This window comes from Streptomyces sp. NPDC059649, from assembly GCF_042734445.1.
Classification (GTDB): Bacteria; Actinomycetota; Actinomycetes; order Streptomycetales; family Streptomycetaceae; genus Streptomyces.
Genome location: NZ_JBHWDV010000096.1, coordinates 1 through 16,139, shown reverse-complemented (window position 1 = coordinate 16,139; position 16,139 = coordinate 1). Strand labels below are relative to the sequence as shown.

The window sequence follows — 16,139 nt, the reverse complement described above, 5'->3', positions numbered from 1 at the left end:
CTCCTCACCTCCGCCGCCCCCTCCTCACCTCCGCCGCCCCCTCCTCACCTCCGCCGCCCCCTCCTCACCTCCGCCGCCCCCTCCTCACCTCCGCCCCCACCCCGACGCCTCCTCCCCCCCGCCCCCTCCCCTCACCCCGCCCAGACGATCGACTGCAGTTCGCTGTAGGCATGGAGGGCGTAAGACCCGACGTCGCGGCCCACTCCGCTCCGTTTGAAGCCGCCGAACGGCGCCTCCATGTTGCGGCCGATGGTGTTCACCCCCACGCCCCCCGCCCGCAGCCGACGGGCCACGCGGAAGGCGCGGGCCACATCGGCCGACCAGACGTAGTCGATCAGGCCGTAGTCGCTGTCGTTGGCGAGCGCGACGGCCTCGTCCTCGTCGCCGTCGAACGGCACCACGGCGACCACCGGCCCGAAGATCTCCTCCCGGACCACGCGCATCTCGTGGGTGCAGTCGGCGAGCAGTGCCGGCGCCACGTAGAACCCCGTATCGAGGTGCGCGGGCCGCTCCCCGCCCGCGACGACCGTGGCGCCCTCCTTGCGCCCCAGCTCCACGTACGCCTCGACGCGGTCCCGGTGCGCGCCGGAGATCACGGGTCCGACGACGGTCCCCCGCGCCCGCGGATCACCGACCTTCAGGGCCCGGAGGTACGCGGTGAGCTTGGTGACGAACGCGTCGTGGACGGAGCGGTGGACGAGCGCCCGGGTCGGCGCCGTGCAGATCTGCCCGCTGTAGAAGGCGTACGTCGTGCCGATCCCGGCGACGGCGGAGTCCAGATCGGCGTCGTCGAAGACGATCGCCGCGCCCTTGCCGCCCAACTCCATCAACTGCCGCTTCATCCCGCGCCCGCACACCTCGGCGATGCGCTGCCCCACCGCCGTGGAGCCGGTGAAGCTGACCATGTCGACGTCGGGCGAGTCGACGGCGGCCTCACCCACGGCGACCGCGGTCCCGCTGACGACGTTCACCACGCCCGGCGGAATCCCGGCCTCCGTCAGCGCCTCGTCCAGCGCCTCCGCCATCCGGTACACCGACAGCGGATCCTGCGGGGCGGGCTTCACCAGGACGGTGTTGCCCATGGCGAGGGCCGGGGCGACCTTGCCGGCCGGGTTGGCCCACGGGTTGTTGTACGAGGTGATGCAGGTGACCACGCCGACCGGCTGCCGGACCGCGAGGGCGCCCAGCACACCGCCCCGGCCCATCGGGCCCGCCTCGTTGATCTGCGGGGGCAGCGGTGTCTCGACCGGTTCCAGCGCCCCCTTGGCGTACCGCCGGAACCGGGCCACCGCGACCGCGACCTGCATCCCGCGCGCCGTCGCGGTCGTGGCGCCGCTCTCCGCCTGCGCCAGTTCGGCGTACGCCGCGGCGTTGCGGTCGATGAGGTCCGCGGCCCGGGAGAGGACGGCCGCGCGTTCCTCCGGGCTGGTCCGGGACCACGCCGCGAAGGCCTCCCGGGCCGCCGCGGCCGCCGCGTGGACCTGGTCGCGGCTCGCCTCGGGCGCGAGCCCCACGGTCTCCTCGGTCGCCGGGTCGATCACCTCGTAATAACCGCCGTCCGGCACGACCCACTCGCCACCGATGTAGAGCCGCTGCCCGGCCGCCGTCACCGGGACCTCACCGCCCGCTTCCGCCACCGGGAACCCACGGCCGGTTTCCTCCCGCCCACGCTGCCGCTCACCGCGTGCTCACCGCCCGCTTCCACACACCCACGGTGCCGCTCACCGGGTGCTCACCGTCCTGGTGTCCCGGCCCGACCGCAGCACCGTGCCGGGTGTCGCGCCCGTCACCCGGTCCGCGCGGATCGCCTCGACGCCGTTGACCCACACCGCCGTGACACCGATCGCCTTCGAGTCCAGCCGCGGGCTGTCCCCGGGCAGGTCGTGCACCAGGGTGGCCTTCCCCGCGTCGATCCGTTCCGGGTCGAGGAGGACCAGGTCGGCGTGCCAGCCCTCCTGGATCTGGCCGCGCTCCCGCAGTCCGAACAGCCGCGCCGGGTCGTCGGTCAGCATCTTCACCGCCTGCTCCAGCCCCACCAGCTTGCGGCCGCGCAGACAGTCGCCGAGGAACCGGGTGGTGTACGGCGCCCCGCACATCCGGTCCAGGTGCGCCCCGGCGTCCGAGCCGCCCAGCAGGACGTCCTCGTGCTGCCAGGTCTCGGCGCGCAGTGCCCAGGAGTCCGGGTCGTTGTCGGTGGGCATGGGCCAAAGGACGGTCCGCAGCCGGTCGTTGGCGCAGATCTCCACCAGACAGGCGAACGGTTCCTGGCCGCGTTCGGCGGCGATGTCCCGGACGACCCGGCCGGTCAGGCCCTTGTTCGCGGTGGAGTAGGTGTCGCCGATGACGTACCGGCCGAAGTCGGTGAGCCGGCGGAAGACGCCGGCTTCCTCGCTGGCCGCGCGCCGCAGCATCTCCGCGCGGACCGCGGGGTCGGCGAGCCGGGCGATCCGCTCGTCGACCGGCAGCCCGAGGACCTCGCCCCAGCCGGGGATCAGGTTCAGCGCGCAGAAGGTGCCCAGCGACATGTTCATGGGCGTGAGGATCGGCATGGTGAGGGCGACGATCCGGCCGCCCGCCTTACGGGCCCGCTCGCTCGGTATCAGCTGCCGGGGCACCCGGTCCGGTACGGCCGCGTCGATGGTCAGCACGTTCCAGTTCAGCGGGCGCCCGGCCGCCGCGCTCATCTCCACCAGCAGGTCGATCTCGGTGTCGCTGAACCGGTCGAGGCAGCCGGCCACGATCGCCTCGATCTGGGTGCCCTCGTGCTCGCCGACCGCCCGGGACAGCGCGAGCAGTTCGTCCGGCCCGGCGTGCCGGGAGGCGACCGGCCGGCCGTCACCGTCGGAGTGGGTGGACGACTGGGTGGTGGACAGCCCCCAGGCGCCCGCGTCCATGGCTTCGTGGAAGAGGGCGAGCATCTCCGCCAGTTGCCGGCCGGTCGGCTGCCCGCCCACCGCGTCCGGGCCCATCACGTACCGGCGCAGCGCGCAATGTCCCACCATGAAGCCGGCGTTGACCGCGATCCGCCCCTCCAGGGCGTCCAGGTACTCCCCGAAGGAGTGCCAGGTCCACGGTGCGCCCTCCTCCAGCGCCACCAGGGACATGCCCTCCACCTTGGACATCATCCGCCGGGTGTAGTCGGCGTCCTCGGGGCGGGCGGGGTGCAGGGGCGCGAGGGTGAAACCGCAGTTGCCGCCCGCCACGGTCGTCACCCCGTGGTTGAGCGAGGGCGTTGCGTACGGGTCCCAGAAGAGCTGGGCGTCGTAGTGGGTGTGCGGATCGACGAAGCCGGGGGCGAGGACCAGCCCGGTCGCGTCCTCCTCCGAGCGCGAGTCCTCGCTCACCCCGCCCGGGCCGGTGACGACGGCGATCCGGCCGCCCCGGATGCCGACGTCGGCGCGGTAGGCGGGCGCGCCCGTACCGTCCACGACGGTCGCGCCCTTGATCAGGTGGTCGAGCATGGCGGCACGTGCCTCCCTTCGGTTGCCGGCCCGCGGCCGGCGCGGTGCCGGTCCCGTCAGCGGCCCGGCGGTGCCGTGTTCTCCGGGTCGCTCAGGTGCCGGCCGCCTGGCGGAATCGGGTCGTCCGGTGCACCGGGTCGGTATCGATCTTCGGGATGACGTGCTCCCCGATCAGCTTGATCGTGTTCATGGTGTCCTCGTACGGGATGCCGATCGGCAGGCCGAAGCTCAGCTGGTCGGCGCCGGCCTGCTCCCAGCGCTTGCACTGCCGGAGCACCTCGTCGGGGTCGCCGCAGATCATCAGTTCCTCGGCGATCAGCAGCTCGATGATCTCGGCGGTGTAGTCCGGCAGCAGCTCGGGCCACTCCGGAATGCCCTCCGGCCGCGGGAAGGTGTCGTGGTACCGGAACACCAGCGACTGCAGGTAGTTGAGCCCGCCGTTGACGGCGATCTCCACGGCCTTCTCGTGCGTCTCGGCGCAGATCGCCGTGGACGTCACCATCACGTTGTCGTTGACGAAGTCGCCCACCGGCTCCGCGTCCCGGATCGCCGTCTTGTACTGCTCCAGCACCCACTCCATGTCGGCGACCTTCTGGACGCTGAAGCCGAGCACGCCCAGCCCCTTCCGGGCCGCCATCGCGTACGAGGACGGCGACCCGGCCGCGTACCACATCGCCGGGTGCGAGGCCCCGTACGGCTTGGGGAAGACCTTCCGCGGCGGCAGCTGCCAGTGCTTGCCCCGGAACCCTGGGTACTCCTCCTGGAGCCACATCTTCGGGAACTCGGCGATGGTCTCTTCCCAGATCTCCTTGGTGTGGTTCATGTCCGTGATCCCCGGCAGGAAGCCGAGGATCTCGTGCGAACCGGCGCCCCGTCCGCTGCCGAACTCGAAGCGCCCCTCGGAGAGGTGGTCGAGCATGGCGACCTTCTCGGCGACCTTCACCGGGTGGTTGACCTGCGCCAGCGGGTTGAAGATCCCGGACCCGAGGTGGATCCGCGAGGTGGCGTGGGCGAGGTAACCGAGGAAGACGTCACTGGCGGAGAGGTGGGAGTACTCCTCCAGGAAGTGGTGCTCCGACGCCCAGGCGTACTTGAACCCGGAGGCGTCCGCCTGGATGACGTACTCGGTCTCCTCCATCAGCGCCTTGTGCTCCGCGAGCGGATCGGTCCTGGCCCGCTTGCCCACGTATCCCTGTACGAAGAGGCCGAATTCCACAGTGGATCACCGTCCCTGTATCTGCCGCCGGCGCGACCTGACGCGCTCACCCGGGGCGCTCACCCGACGACTATCTGACGAACCGTCAGCTATCGATTGCGCCGACTGTTCCACCACCACCCGGCACCGTCAAGAGCACCGGAAGGCATACCTGACGCAACGTCAGATCACTTGTCTCGGATCAGTCGTCCTCGGATCAGTCGTCCTCGGATCAATCGGCCGCGGATCAATCGCCGCGGATCAGTTCCCCTCAGATGACGCTCACCCCGGCCAGCCATCCCCCGTCCACCACGAACGGCTGCCCCGTGATGTACGCCGAGTCCTCCTCGGACGTCAGGAACAGCGCGAGCCGGGCGACCTCCTCCGGCCGCCCCACCCGCCCCAGCGGCACCAGCTTGCGGTAGAGCTCGTCCAGCGCCGCCGCGGCCTCGTCGGCGTCGGCCGTCGGGTCGAGCTGGGCCGGATTGCTCATGGCCGTATCGATCGCGCCCGGACAGACGGCGTTCACCCGGATCTTCCGCGGCGCGAGCTCCAGGGCCGCGACCCGGGTCAGCCCCACGATCGCGTGCTTGGTCGCGGTGTACGCCCCGACGTACGCCATCCCCGTCACGCCCGTGTACGAGGCCGTGTTCACGATCGTGCCGCCGCCGGCCGCCGCTATCTCCGGCGCGGCCGTCTTGATCCCGAGGAACGCCCCGACCTGGTTGACCTGCACGATCTGCTGGAACTCGGCCAGCGGGGTGGCGGTCAGCTCGTTGAACCGGAGGATCCCCGCATTGTTGATCAGCCCGTCGACCTTCCCGTACGCCCGCTTTGCGGCCGCCACCGCCGCCACCCACTGCTCCTCCCGGCTCACGTCCAGGTGGACATAGCGCGCGGCGTCGCCGATCTCCTTGGCGACGGCCTCGCCCTGCTCGTCGAGGACGTCGGCCAGCACGACCCCCGCCCCCTCCGCCGCGAACAGCCGTGCTTCCTGCTCACCCTGCCCACGCGCCGCCCCGGTGATCAGAACGACCCGCCCGTCGAGCTTGCCCATGCCGGTACTCCCTACTGAATGAAGGTGCGGAGCCACTGAATGAAGGTGCGGAGCCGTGTCACTCCCGCAGGCGCTCGTCACCCACCAAGGTGCGGGGCGACCTCCGTCGCGAACGCCGCCATCTGCTCGATGAGTTCGGCCCGGCTCCGGCTGCGGAACCGCACCTGGATCTGCTGCACGCCCATCTCCCCGTACGCCCGCAGCGACTCGGCGACGGCCTCCGGCTTGCCGCGGAGGGTGTGCCGCCCGACGTCCCAGCCCGGCTCCCCCACGTACACCGGCTCGGCGATCGCCCCGATCACCAGCGGTTCCGTGACGCCCGCCGCCTCCCGCGCCGCCCGGAGCCGCGCGATCTGCCGGGGCAGCTGCTCCCGCCGGTCCCCCTGCGGCAGCCAGCCGTCCCCGCGCTCCGCGGCCCGGCGTACCGCGGCGGGCGAGGAGCCGCCCACCCAGATCGGCGGCCGGGGCGTCTGTACGGGCCGCGGCGCCTGCCCCAGCCCCTCGAACGCGAACCGCTCCCCCGCGAACTCGGGGAACTCCTCCGGTCCGAGCGCCACCTTCAGCGCATCGATCGTCTCGTCGAGCACCGCGCCCCGCCGCGCGAAATCCACCCCGAGCGCCGCGAACTCCTCCGCCACGTGCCCGGCACCCACGCCCAGGATCAGCCGCCCGCCCGACAACCGGTCGAGCGTCGCGTACTGCTTCGCCGTGAGCAGCGGATGCCGGAACCCGACCACCGCCACATGACTGAGCAGCCGCACCCGCTCCGTCACCGCGGCCAGATGCGCCAGGGTGGCCACCGGGTCGTACCACACGGTGCCCATCGCCCCCGCCAGCCGCCGCGGAATCGCCAGATGCTCGCAACAGGCGACGTACGCGAACCCGTACCGGTCCGCGGCCCGGGCGATCTCCACCAGGTCCCGCGGCCCCGCCCCGGCCTCCCACCCCTCGGCAAAAACCCCGCTCTGCGCCTGCACCGGCAACTGCATCCCATACGCCAGCCGCCCCCCGCCCCCGGGCCGCCACACGCCCCCATCACCCATCGCCGCCTCCGCCCGAACGTCCCCTTCAGCTGACACACCGTCAGCTCAGACTTGCGCGGACATCGTCGTGCCTGGGGCCTCAGCAGACAAGGCCGCTGCGTCGCCGAACCGCCACCCCGTCCGGTAAGGTCGCTCTCTTCGCCCGGTGGGAGCCGGTGTGTGGAGTCATGAAAGCCGGTTCACGGTGTTCGCCAACGAAAACGATGCCTGTCCGCCCCTCCGGCTGGATGTCGCGCTGGAGCGCCTGGGCGACACGTTCCGCGGGATGACCGCCCATCCCGACGAGCACAACTGTGAGTGCCACTGGGGTAGCGCGGAGGAACTGGCGCAGCTGAAGGTGGCGGACGTGGCGCTGGAGCCCGATCTGCTGCGGCGTACCTGGCAGGCGGTCGACTGGGAGTTTCCCGGGGCGGTGCTGCGGCGGATCCTGCCGCAGTTCGCCGGGGAGCTCGTCGCCGGGCGGGTCGAGCCGCTCTTCGGCATGGAGGAGGTCGGCCGGGCGTTCGCCCGCGGCACCTGGCAGGCGTGGCCGGAGGGGCAGGCCGCGGCGGTGCGGGAATTCCTGCGCGCCTGGTGGGCACACACGCTGACGGACCCCCGCGCCGCCGTCCCCGCGTACGAGGTCCTCGCCTGCTGCGCCGAGGCGTCCGGCACGCTCACCCCGTGGCTGGCGGCGTGGGCCGCGCGGACCGGCCCGGTGGCCGACCGGCAGCTGGTCGAGACGGTGGAGCAGTGGGAGCAGGAGCTGCTCAGGGACGAGCTGCCCTGGGACGCCTTTGAGGGCGAGGACGAGCTGTGTGCGGAGCTCGCCGGCTGGCTGGTCCGGCACGCGCCGGCCCGGCTGCGGTCCCAGGGCGCCCCGGAGGAGCTGCTGCACCACGTGCGGCTGCTCGGCCTCACGGGCGAGGCCCGCTGGGAGGATCCGCACTGGCCCGGGTTCGCGTTCTGATCCCGGGGCCGGCCTCTGGCGTCGTACGCCGGGGCCGCGGGGCAGGCGTCGCACCCCGGGCCGTGAGGCCAAGCGCGGGGCCGTCGGACGGGCGTCGTACCGCGGGCCGTGAGGCGGGCGTCCCACCGCGGGCCGTGGCGGCGGGCGCGCGACCTTCGGCTCAGCCCGCCCAGAGCCCCTCCGCCGTAAGTCCCAGCAGGTCGATCGCGTTGCCGCGGACGATGCGTTCCACCACGTCCGGCGGCAGGTGGCCCATCTGGGCCTCGCCGACCTCCCGGGACTTGGGCCAGGTGGAGTCGGAGTGCGGGTAATCCGTCTCGTACAGGACGTTGCCGACGCCGATCGCGTCCAGGTTGCGCAGGCCGAAGGCGTCGTCGAAGAAGCAGCCGTAGATGTGCTCGGCGAAGAGTTCGGAGGGCGGGCGGAGGACCTTGTCGGCGACGCCGCCCCAGGCGCGGTTCTCCTCCCAGACGACGTCGGCGCGCTCCAGGATGTACGGGATCCAGCCGATCTGGCCCTCGGCGTACATGATCCTCAGCCGGGGGAAGCGGTCGAACGTGCCGCTCATCAGCCAGTCGGTCATCGAGAAGCAACAGTTGGCGAAGGTGATCGTCGAGCCGACGGCGGGCGGTGCGTCGGCGGAGGTGGACGGCATCTTCGACGACGAGCCGATGTGCATGGCGATGACGGTGCCGGTCTCGTCGCAGGCCCGCAGGAACGGGTCCCAGTAGTCGGTGTGGATGCTGGGCAGTCCCAGGTGGGGCGGGATCTCGCTGAAGCAGACCGCCCGTACGCCGCGGGCCGCGTTGCGCCGTACTTCCGCGGCGGCCAGTTCCGCGTCCCAGAGGGGGACGAGGGTGAGCGGTATCAGCCGGCCCCGTGCCTGCGGACCGCACCACTCCTCGACCATCCAGTCGTTGTACGCGCGCACCCCCAGCAGCCCCAGCTCGCGGTCCTTGGCCTCGGTGAAGGTCTGGCCACAGAAACGGGGGAAGGTGGGGAAACACAAGGCGGACTGCACGTGGTTGACGTCCATGTCGGCGAGCCGCTCGGGGACGCTGTAGGAGCCGGGCCGCATCTGCTCGTACGTGATGCCTTCGAGCTTGATGTCGTCGCGGGCGTGGCCGACGGCGGTGTCGAGTCGGGTCAGCGGCCGGTGCAGGTCTTCGTAGACCCACCAGTCGGCCATCGGCCCGTCCTCGCCCGGCGCGCCCATCTTCGGGGCGAACTTGCCGCCGACGAAGGTCATTTCCGCGAGCGGTGCCCGGACGATGCGGGGGCCGATGTCCTGGTACTTCGACGGAAGCCGGTCCCGCCAGACGTGGGGAGGCTCCACCGTGTGGTCGTCCACCGAGATGATCCTGGGGAAGGTCGCCATGCGGTCACGGTAGCGCGGAACTGACGGTCCGTCAGCTAGTCGGGAGCGAGCGGTACGGCATCCGGCTGCGGATCGGCCGGGCCCGCCGTGCGATCCCACACACTCACTTCACATGCCCATGACACGTGTCAACTGCCCCAGGGCGCACGGAACGTCGCACTCCGCGCCCCCGCCGTGCGCCCCCAGCGCCCCCGGCACCGTCAGCCGGGGAGGCTTTGTGCACGGTCCGGACCCCTACTGACGTAAGGGGCCGCGACAAGGCAGACTGACCGTTGCGCACAGCGAGAAGGTGCATACAGCGAGATGGCGCATACAGCGCGGATGGATGCCACAGGGCAGGGGGACACCATGGACGACGGTCCGGGGCGGGAGCGGCTCCGCTTCACCGTGCTCGGTCCCGTACGGGCCTGGCGCGGCGCAACGCCGCTGGCAGCGGGCTCCCCGCAGCAGCGAGCGCTGCTGGCCGCACTACTGCTGCGCGGCGGACGGACCGCCACCGCGCACGAGCTGGTCGACGCCCTGTGGGGCGACGAACCGCCGCACGCCGCGCTCGCCGCGCTGCGGACGTACGCCTCCCGGCTCCGCAAGGCACTGGGCGACGACGCCGAGGCGCTGGTCAGCGAGTCGGGCGGCTATGCGCTGCGGCCGGTGGACGGCCGCCCGCTGGATCTCGACCACGACCACGCCGAGCAGTACGCCTCCGAGGCGGAGAAGGCCAGGGCGGCCGGCGACCGGGCCCGGGCCCGGGAACTCCTCGAGGCGGCCCTGGCGTTGTGGGACGGCGAGCCACTGGCCGGCCTGGCCGGCCCGTACGCCGATACCCAGCGCACCCGCCTCCACGAGTGGCGGCTCTCCCTCACCGAGGCCCGCCTCGAACTGGACCTGGAACTCGGCCACCACGCCGACGCGGTCTCCGAACTCACCGCCCTCACCGCCGCCCATCCCCTGCGCGAGCGCCTGCGCGAACTGCTGATGCTGGCCCTGTACCGCAGCGGCCGCCAGGCGGAGGCACTCGCGGTCTACACCGACACCCGCCAGCTCCTCGACCGCGAACTGGGCGTGGACCCGTGCGCTTCACTGTCGGAGCTGCAGCAGCGGATTCTGCGGGCGGACACTGATCTTGACGCGCCGCCGGTCGTCATCGACGGCCCGGACGCCGCCGACCACGTCGTGGTCCGCCCCCAGCAACTTCCGGCCACGGTGGCCGATTTCACCGGCCGTAGTGCCTTCGTCGACGAGCTCGGCAAGCAACTGGCCACCGCCGAGGGCAGTGTCATGGCCGTCTCCGCGCTCACCGGCATCGGCGGCGTCGGCAAGACCACCCTCGCCGTGCACGTCGCACACGCCGCCCGCGAGCACTTCCCCGACGGCCAGCTCTACGTCGATCTGCAGGGCGCCGGCCACACCCCGTCCGAGCCCGAAGCCGTACTGGGTGCCTTCCTACGCGCCCTCGGCACATCGGACTCCTCCATTCCGGACGGTCTGGAGGAGCGCTCGGCCCTCTACCGCTCCACCCTCGCCGGGCGCCGGGTGCTGGCCCTGCTGGACAACGCCCGCGACGCGGCGCAGGTACGGCCGCTGCTGCCCGGCTCGGAAGGGTGCGCGGCGCTGATCACCAGCCGCGCCCGGCTGATCGACCTGGCGGGCGCGTACCTCATCGACGTCGATGTGATGAGCCCCGAGGAGGCGCTGAAGCTCTTCACCCGCATCGTCGGCGAGGAACGGGTCAACGCCGAGCGGCAGTCGGCGATGGCGGTGGTCGGCGCCTGCGGCTTCCTGCCCCTGGCGATCCGCATCGCCGCCTCCCGGCTCGCCGCGCGCCGTACGTGGACGGTCTCCACCCTCGCCCGCAAGCTCGCCGACGAGCGCCGCCGACTGGACGAGCTCCGCGCCGGGGACCTCGCGGTCACCGCCACGTTCGAGCTGGGCTACGGACAGTTGGAGCCGCACCAGGCGCGGGCGTTCCGGCTGCTGGGCCTCGCCGACGGCCCGGACATCTCGCTCGCCGCCGCGGCCGCCCTGCTCGACATGGACGTCGAGTCCGCCGAAGACCTGATCGAATCCCTCGTCGACGCCAGCCTGCTGGAGTCCGCGGCACCGGGCCGCTACCGCTTCCACGACCTGGTCCGGCTGTACGCCCGGGCGTGCGCGGAACGGGACGAACACCCGCCCACGGAACGGGACGCGGCGCTCTCCCGGCTGCTGGACTTCTACCTGGCGACGGCCAAGGAGGTCTACACCCTGGAGCGCCCGGGCGACCGGCTGGCCGACCACATGGCGTGCCCGCAGTACGCGGGGCTCAGGTTCACCGACCGTATAGGAGCCCTGGAGTGGCTCTTCGCCGAGGCCCGGTGCCTGCTGGCGTGCGCCCAGCAGTCGGTCGGGCCGAAGACCCTGCGGCGGGCGGTGGACCTGTTGCTGCTGGCGCAGGACCTCGCCGAATCCGGTGCGGACTCCCGGCAGTACGAGCACGTGAACATGGCCCTGCTGGAGGCCGCCCGGGCGATGGACGACCAGCGCGCCCAGGCCCGCATCCATGTCGCCCTCACCAACGTGCACACCCTCGCGGGCCGGTTCGACAAGGCGGACGAGCACGCCCAGTCGGCGATGCTGCTGGGCCTGGCCACCGAGGACGCCTTCGCCTCCTCGTACGCCCCGAACGACCGCGGCATCATCGCGAACTCGCAGAACCGCCACGCCGACGCCGAGGCCTACCTCACGCAGGCGCTCAGCGCGTTCCGCGACGACCGCAACAAGCCGTCGGAAGCCAGCGCCCTGTGCAATCTGTCGCGGGTCCACCTGGCCACCGACCGGGTGGACACCGCGATCCGGCTGGCGCAGGAAGGCATCGCGATCTACCGGGAATTGGGCGCCACCCGGCGGCTGGCCAACGGGATGTACGCGCTCGGACTGGCCTTCACCCGCGCCCAACGGCTGGAGGACGCCACCGAGCAGCTCAACAAGGCCCTGGCGATCTTCCAGGCGAGCCGGCAGCGCTTCTGGGAGGGCATGACGTACTTCCGCCTGGCCGAGGCCGACTTGACCGCCGGCCACCCCGCCCAGGCCGCCAACCACGCGGAGCAGGCGCTGACCGCCCTCCGGGCCATCGGCGGCGAGTGGTGGCACGCCAACGTCCTGACCCTGCTCGGGCGGGCCCTGGACGGCGTGGGCCAGACCGGCCGGGCCCGGGTGTGCTGGCAGGAGGCGCTGGGCGTCTACGAGCGGCTGGATTCCCCGGAAGGAACCGCGGTGCGCCAGCTGCTGCGTCCGGTGGCAGCGGCCTGACCTGCGCGAACCGCGTCCGGCAACAGCCGGCGGCGGCGCTGGACGCGGACGTTTATCGATCGTTCATCGCGTCGGGCCAGTCTTTACTCACCGACCCGCCGCCTCGGGGGGCAAGCGGTTCGGTCAGTTGGCCCCACCGTTATGGTGTTCGGCCCCGACGCACCTGTCCGGCGACCCACGGGGGAGTCGCCGGCCGGGTGGGCCGGTAACAAGCGCCCAAACACTGGAGTTGATCAGCTTGGCCACCGAGAACACCCAGCCCAACGAGCGGGACATCATCAAGCCGCTCGACCACCACCAGCCCATCATCGGTCCCAACGGCCGCCGCATCGTCGGCAAGAACGACCAGCCGGTGACGCCCGGTGAGGACATCATCAAGCCGCTGGACCACCACCAGCCCATTGGCAAGCCGATCGGCGACGCCTTGGGCGAGCCCAAGTAACACCGCACCGGAGGGGTTCGGGGGATCGCAGGGGCCGTTCCGATGGCACGGAGGGGAGCCATCGGTAACGGTCCCTGCGGCATTTCCGCGCAGACGCACATCCGCGCGGACACATATCTGCACAGAGTTCGGCAATCCGGCCGACCTGCACCGGTTTCCGGCCATGCGCTCGAACGTATGCGCTGAAGTCCGCGGAACCCTCCCTACGCTCGAGGCACTGCCACCCCATCCCTAACGGAGGAACCAGCATGACCCGCGCTTACAAGGCCGTCCTTCTCACCGCTCTCACGGTCGCCGCCGCGGGTGCGGCCGCCGCACCGGCGATGGCCGACTCGACCCGCCCGGTATCCGGCCACGTCTCGACGTTCGACCACCACGCCCCGATCACCGGGACCCAGGTCACGTCCGGCACCGCCGACGCCCTGGGCGACAACCACCAGCCCGTCGCCCCGGCGGACAAGCACACGCCCGTGGCCCCGGCGGACAAGCACATGCCCTGACCCGCGCAGCCCTGCGACGGCACCGCCTGAGCATCTCGGCAGCGGGCCCATGCCACGACGCATGGGCCCGCTGCCGTCGCATGGGTCGCCGCCGTCGCATAGGTCACTGCCGTCGCGTGCAGAGTATCTGACGCTCCATCAGCTCCGCTGCTACAGTGCGCCCACCCGTCCCCGGTGGTCAGGAGGCGCGTCATGTTCGAAGTGGGTCGTGTGCGGTCGCTCTGGGAGCTGGTGGAGTATCGGGCGGAGGCGTCGCGGGGGGCGCCGATGTTCTTCGATGCGGAGGGGCGGAGCGTCAGCTTCGGTGGGGTGCGGGACGAGGCGCTGCGGGTGGCCGCCGGGTTGCGGGGGCTGGGGATCGGGGCCGGGACGCGGGTGGCGTGGCAGTTGCCGACGCGGATCGGGACGGTGATCGCCTCGCTGGCGCTGGCCCGGCTCGGGGCCGTACAGACGCCGGTCATCCCGCTCCACCGGGAGCGCGAAGTCGGCTTCATCCTGGCGGAGTCGGCGGCGGAGCACCTGCTCGTACCGGGCGAATGGCGGGGATTCGACTACGCGGCGACGGCCCGGAAGGCGGCCGGGGACGGCGTACGGGTGGTGTCGGTGGAGGGCGGGCTGCCCGTAGGGGATCCCGCCGGGTTGCCGGACGACATGCCCGATCGCGACGGAACGCGGTGGATCTACTACACCTCCGGGACCACCTCGGCACCCAAGGGTGTGGAGCACTCCGACGCGAGCCTGATCGCCGGCGGCGTCGGGCTGGCGACCGCGCTCGGCATGTCGGCGCAGGACATCGGCTCGATCGCCTTCCCGTACGCGCACATCGCCGGCCCGGACTACGTCATCGCCATGCTGGTCAGCGGGTTCCCCGCGGTCGTGCTGGACACCTTCGAGCCGGGCCGGGCGGCCGCGGTCTACCGGCGGTACGGGGTGACCATGGCCGGCGGCAGCACCGCGTTCTACCAGGCGTTCCTGGACGAGTCACGCCGCTACCGGCGGGCCCGCCCGGACGCCGGGCGGCTGATCCCCTCGCTGCGGGTGCTGTCGGGCGGCGGCGCACCCATGTCGCCGGAGCTGTACGCGGCGGCCGGGCAGGAGCTGGGCTGTGCGGTGGTCCACGGGTACGGGATGACCGAGTGCCCGATGATCGCGATGGGCACGCCGTACGACAGCGACGACCAGCTGGCACGGACGGTGGGCCGGCCCGTGATGGGCGCCCGGATACGCATCGTCCGGCCCGACGGGAGCGAAGCGGCACCCGGAGAGACCGGCGAGGTCACCCTCAAGGGCCCGATGGTGTTCCGTCGGTACACCGACCCGGCACTGACCGCGGAGGCGTTCGACGCCGACGGTTACTTCCACACCGGCGACCTGGGCCGGCTGCGCCCGGACGGGCACCTCGTGCTGACCGGGCGGCTCAAGGACATCATCATCCGCAAGGGCGAGAACATCTCGGCCCAGGAGGTCGAGGAGCTGGTGCGGACCCATCCGGCGGTCGCCGAGGCGGCCGTCATCGGACTGCCGGACCGCGAACGCGGTGAGCGGGTCTGCGCGGTGATCACACCCGCCGACCCGGCCGCCCCACCGCTCACCCTCGACGCGCTCACCGCCCATCTGCGCGCGGCCGGCGTGATGACGCAGAAGCTGCCGGAACAGCTGGAGACCACCACGGAGCTGCCGCGCGGCGGCCCGCTGAACAAGGTACTCAAGGCGGCGCTGCGGGCCCGTTACGGCCGACCGTGAGCCGCTCGGCCCACGGCCGGCCGGATCTGCCGGGACGGCTTCGGACGGCTCCGGACAGCTCCGGGCATCCCCGGATGTCCGGTTCCCCTGGGTCGGCGCGCAGCGACCTCGTCCGATGTCCGGTGTGGCGATGAGTTCCTCCGGGGCGCGGAGTCTGCACTGTGGAGGGGCCGGCGGACACGGCGGATACCGCAGCCGGCAGACAGACGGACGGACGACAAGGGCTCCGCAGACGGAAGGAACCGCACGATGACCGAGATGATCGACTTCGCGGCGCAGACCCGTGAGGTGTCACGGCTGGCCGCGGGAACGGCCGAGCAGCAGCTCGACGCGCCCACGCCGTGCGAGAAGTACGCGGTGCGCCATCTGCTGGGGCACCTCGTCGGGCTGGCCGCCGCGTTCCAGGACGTGGCGCACAAGGACCTCGGACCGGCGACCCGGCTGTCCCCCGACGCGATGCGGCCGGACGTGGACCCTGGCTGGCGCGCGGAACTGGACCGGAACCTGGCGGGTATGGCGGCGGCGTGGCGGGCGCCGGAGGCGTGGCAGGGCGAGACCCAGGCGGGCGGCGTCACGCTCCCGGGCGCCGTCGCGGGCCGGGTCGCGCTCAACGAGCTGGTGCTGCACGGGTGGGACCTGGCCCGCGCCACCGGCCAGGAGTACGTGCCCGACCCGGACGCCCTCCAGATGTCGTACGAGCTGCTGTCCTCCTGGGCGGAGGATGCCGCGAACGGCCCGCTGTTCGGCACGGTGGTCCCGGTACCGGAGGGCGCGCCCCTCCTCGACCGGGTGGTAGGCCTCGCGGGCCGCAGTCCGGCCTGGCAGCGGCCGGTAAGTTAACCCCACGTACCTGTCTGTCCCGCCGTCGGGGTTTCTCGCCGTTGCGCTTTGCGGCGCCCCCGCACGTACTCGTCTGTCCCGCCGCGGGGCTTCTCGCCGTTGCGCTTTGCGGCGCCCCCGCACGTACCTGTCTGTCCCGCCGCGGGTGTTGCTCGCCGTTGCGCCTGCGGCGGGCTGGTGGTTGTTGGGTGCGGTGACGGACCTCCGGGGCCTTGTTCGTGGACTGCTTCGCTTTACGTCCACGAA

The 16,139-nt window shown here is 72.2% G+C and carries 12 protein-coding genes; 6 read left to right on the top strand and 6 right to left on the bottom strand.

Annotated elements, in window-relative coordinates; translation table 11 throughout:
- Nucleotides 1-131 precede the first annotated feature (131 nt).
- The 5 genes from ACFV1J_RS39430 to ACFV1J_RS39410 form a co-directional block, all read right to left on the bottom strand.
- Nucleotides 132-1,610 (bottom strand): aldehyde dehydrogenase family protein, encoded by a 1,479-nt coding sequence (locus tag ACFV1J_RS39430; RefSeq protein WP_385866668.1) that lies wholly within the window; start codon nt 1,608-1,610, stop codon nt 132-134.
- A gap of 111 nt (nt 1,611-1,721) precedes the next feature.
- Nucleotides 1,722-3,461: an amidohydrolase family protein gene (locus ACFV1J_RS39425; protein WP_385866665.1), complete on the bottom strand. Its 1,740-nt coding sequence runs from the start codon at nt 3,459-3,461 to the stop codon at nt 1,722-1,724.
- Between the two features lie 91 nt (nt 3,462-3,552).
- Entirely contained in the window at nt 3,553-4,677 is a 1,125-nt protein-coding gene (locus ACFV1J_RS39420) for an LLM class flavin-dependent oxidoreductase (protein WP_385866663.1), read from the bottom strand.
- A gap of 250 nt (nt 4,678-4,927) precedes the next feature.
- Nucleotides 4,928-5,713 carry an SDR family NAD(P)-dependent oxidoreductase gene (locus tag ACFV1J_RS39415; RefSeq protein WP_385866661.1) on the bottom strand — a complete coding sequence of 262 codons (786 nt, stop codon included), beginning with the start codon at nt 5,711-5,713 and terminating at the stop codon, nt 4,928-4,930.
- Between the two features lie 77 nt (nt 5,714-5,790).
- Nucleotides 5,791-6,756 (bottom strand): TIGR03619 family F420-dependent LLM class oxidoreductase, encoded by a 966-nt coding sequence (locus tag ACFV1J_RS39410; RefSeq protein ID WP_385866659.1) that lies wholly within the window; start codon nt 6,754-6,756, stop codon nt 5,791-5,793.
- A 265-nt stretch (nt 6,757-7,021) separates the two neighbouring features.
- Between ACFV1J_RS39410 and ACFV1J_RS39405 the strand changes: the two genes are divergently transcribed.
- Entirely contained in the window at nt 7,022-7,705 is a 684-nt protein-coding gene (locus ACFV1J_RS39405; protein WP_385866658.1) for a hypothetical protein, read from the top strand.
- 160 nt (nt 7,706-7,865) lie between these two features.
- Here ACFV1J_RS39405 and ACFV1J_RS39400 read toward each other — a convergent pair whose 3' ends face one another.
- A complete protein-coding gene (locus ACFV1J_RS39400; protein ID WP_385866656.1) occupies nt 7,866-9,083 on the bottom strand; it encodes an amidohydrolase family protein in 1,218 nt (405 codons plus the stop codon).
- A gap of 348 nt (nt 9,084-9,431) precedes the next feature.
- Between ACFV1J_RS39400 and ACFV1J_RS39395 the strand changes: the two genes are divergently transcribed.
- The 5 genes from ACFV1J_RS39395 (at nt 9,432) to ACFV1J_RS39375 (ending at nt 15,893) form a co-directional block, all read left to right on the top strand.
- On the top strand, nt 9,432-12,368 hold the full coding sequence (locus ACFV1J_RS39395; protein WP_385866654.1) for a BTAD domain-containing putative transcriptional regulator: 2,937 nt from the start codon (nt 9,432-9,434) through the stop codon (nt 12,366-12,368).
- A 238-nt stretch (nt 12,369-12,606) separates the two neighbouring features.
- The gene (locus ACFV1J_RS39390; RefSeq protein ID WP_385866651.1) at nt 12,607-12,810 is read left to right on the top strand and encodes a hypothetical protein; all 204 of its coding nucleotides are present in this window, start codon (nt 12,607-12,609) and stop codon (nt 12,808-12,810) included.
- A 248-nt stretch (nt 12,811-13,058) separates the two neighbouring features.
- On the top strand, nt 13,059-13,310 hold the full coding sequence (locus ACFV1J_RS39385) for a hypothetical protein (RefSeq protein ID WP_385866650.1): 252 nt from the start codon (nt 13,059-13,061) through the stop codon (nt 13,308-13,310).
- A 192-nt stretch (nt 13,311-13,502) separates the two neighbouring features.
- Entirely contained in the window at nt 13,503-15,053 is a 1,551-nt protein-coding gene (locus tag ACFV1J_RS39380) for a class I adenylate-forming enzyme family protein (protein WP_385866648.1), read from the top strand.
- A gap of 249 nt (nt 15,054-15,302) precedes the next feature.
- Complete coding sequence (locus ACFV1J_RS39375; protein WP_385866646.1) at nt 15,303-15,893, top strand: TIGR03086 family metal-binding protein; 591 nt, start codon at nt 15,303-15,305, stop codon at nt 15,891-15,893.
- Nucleotides 15,894-16,139: the final 246 nt, after the last annotated feature.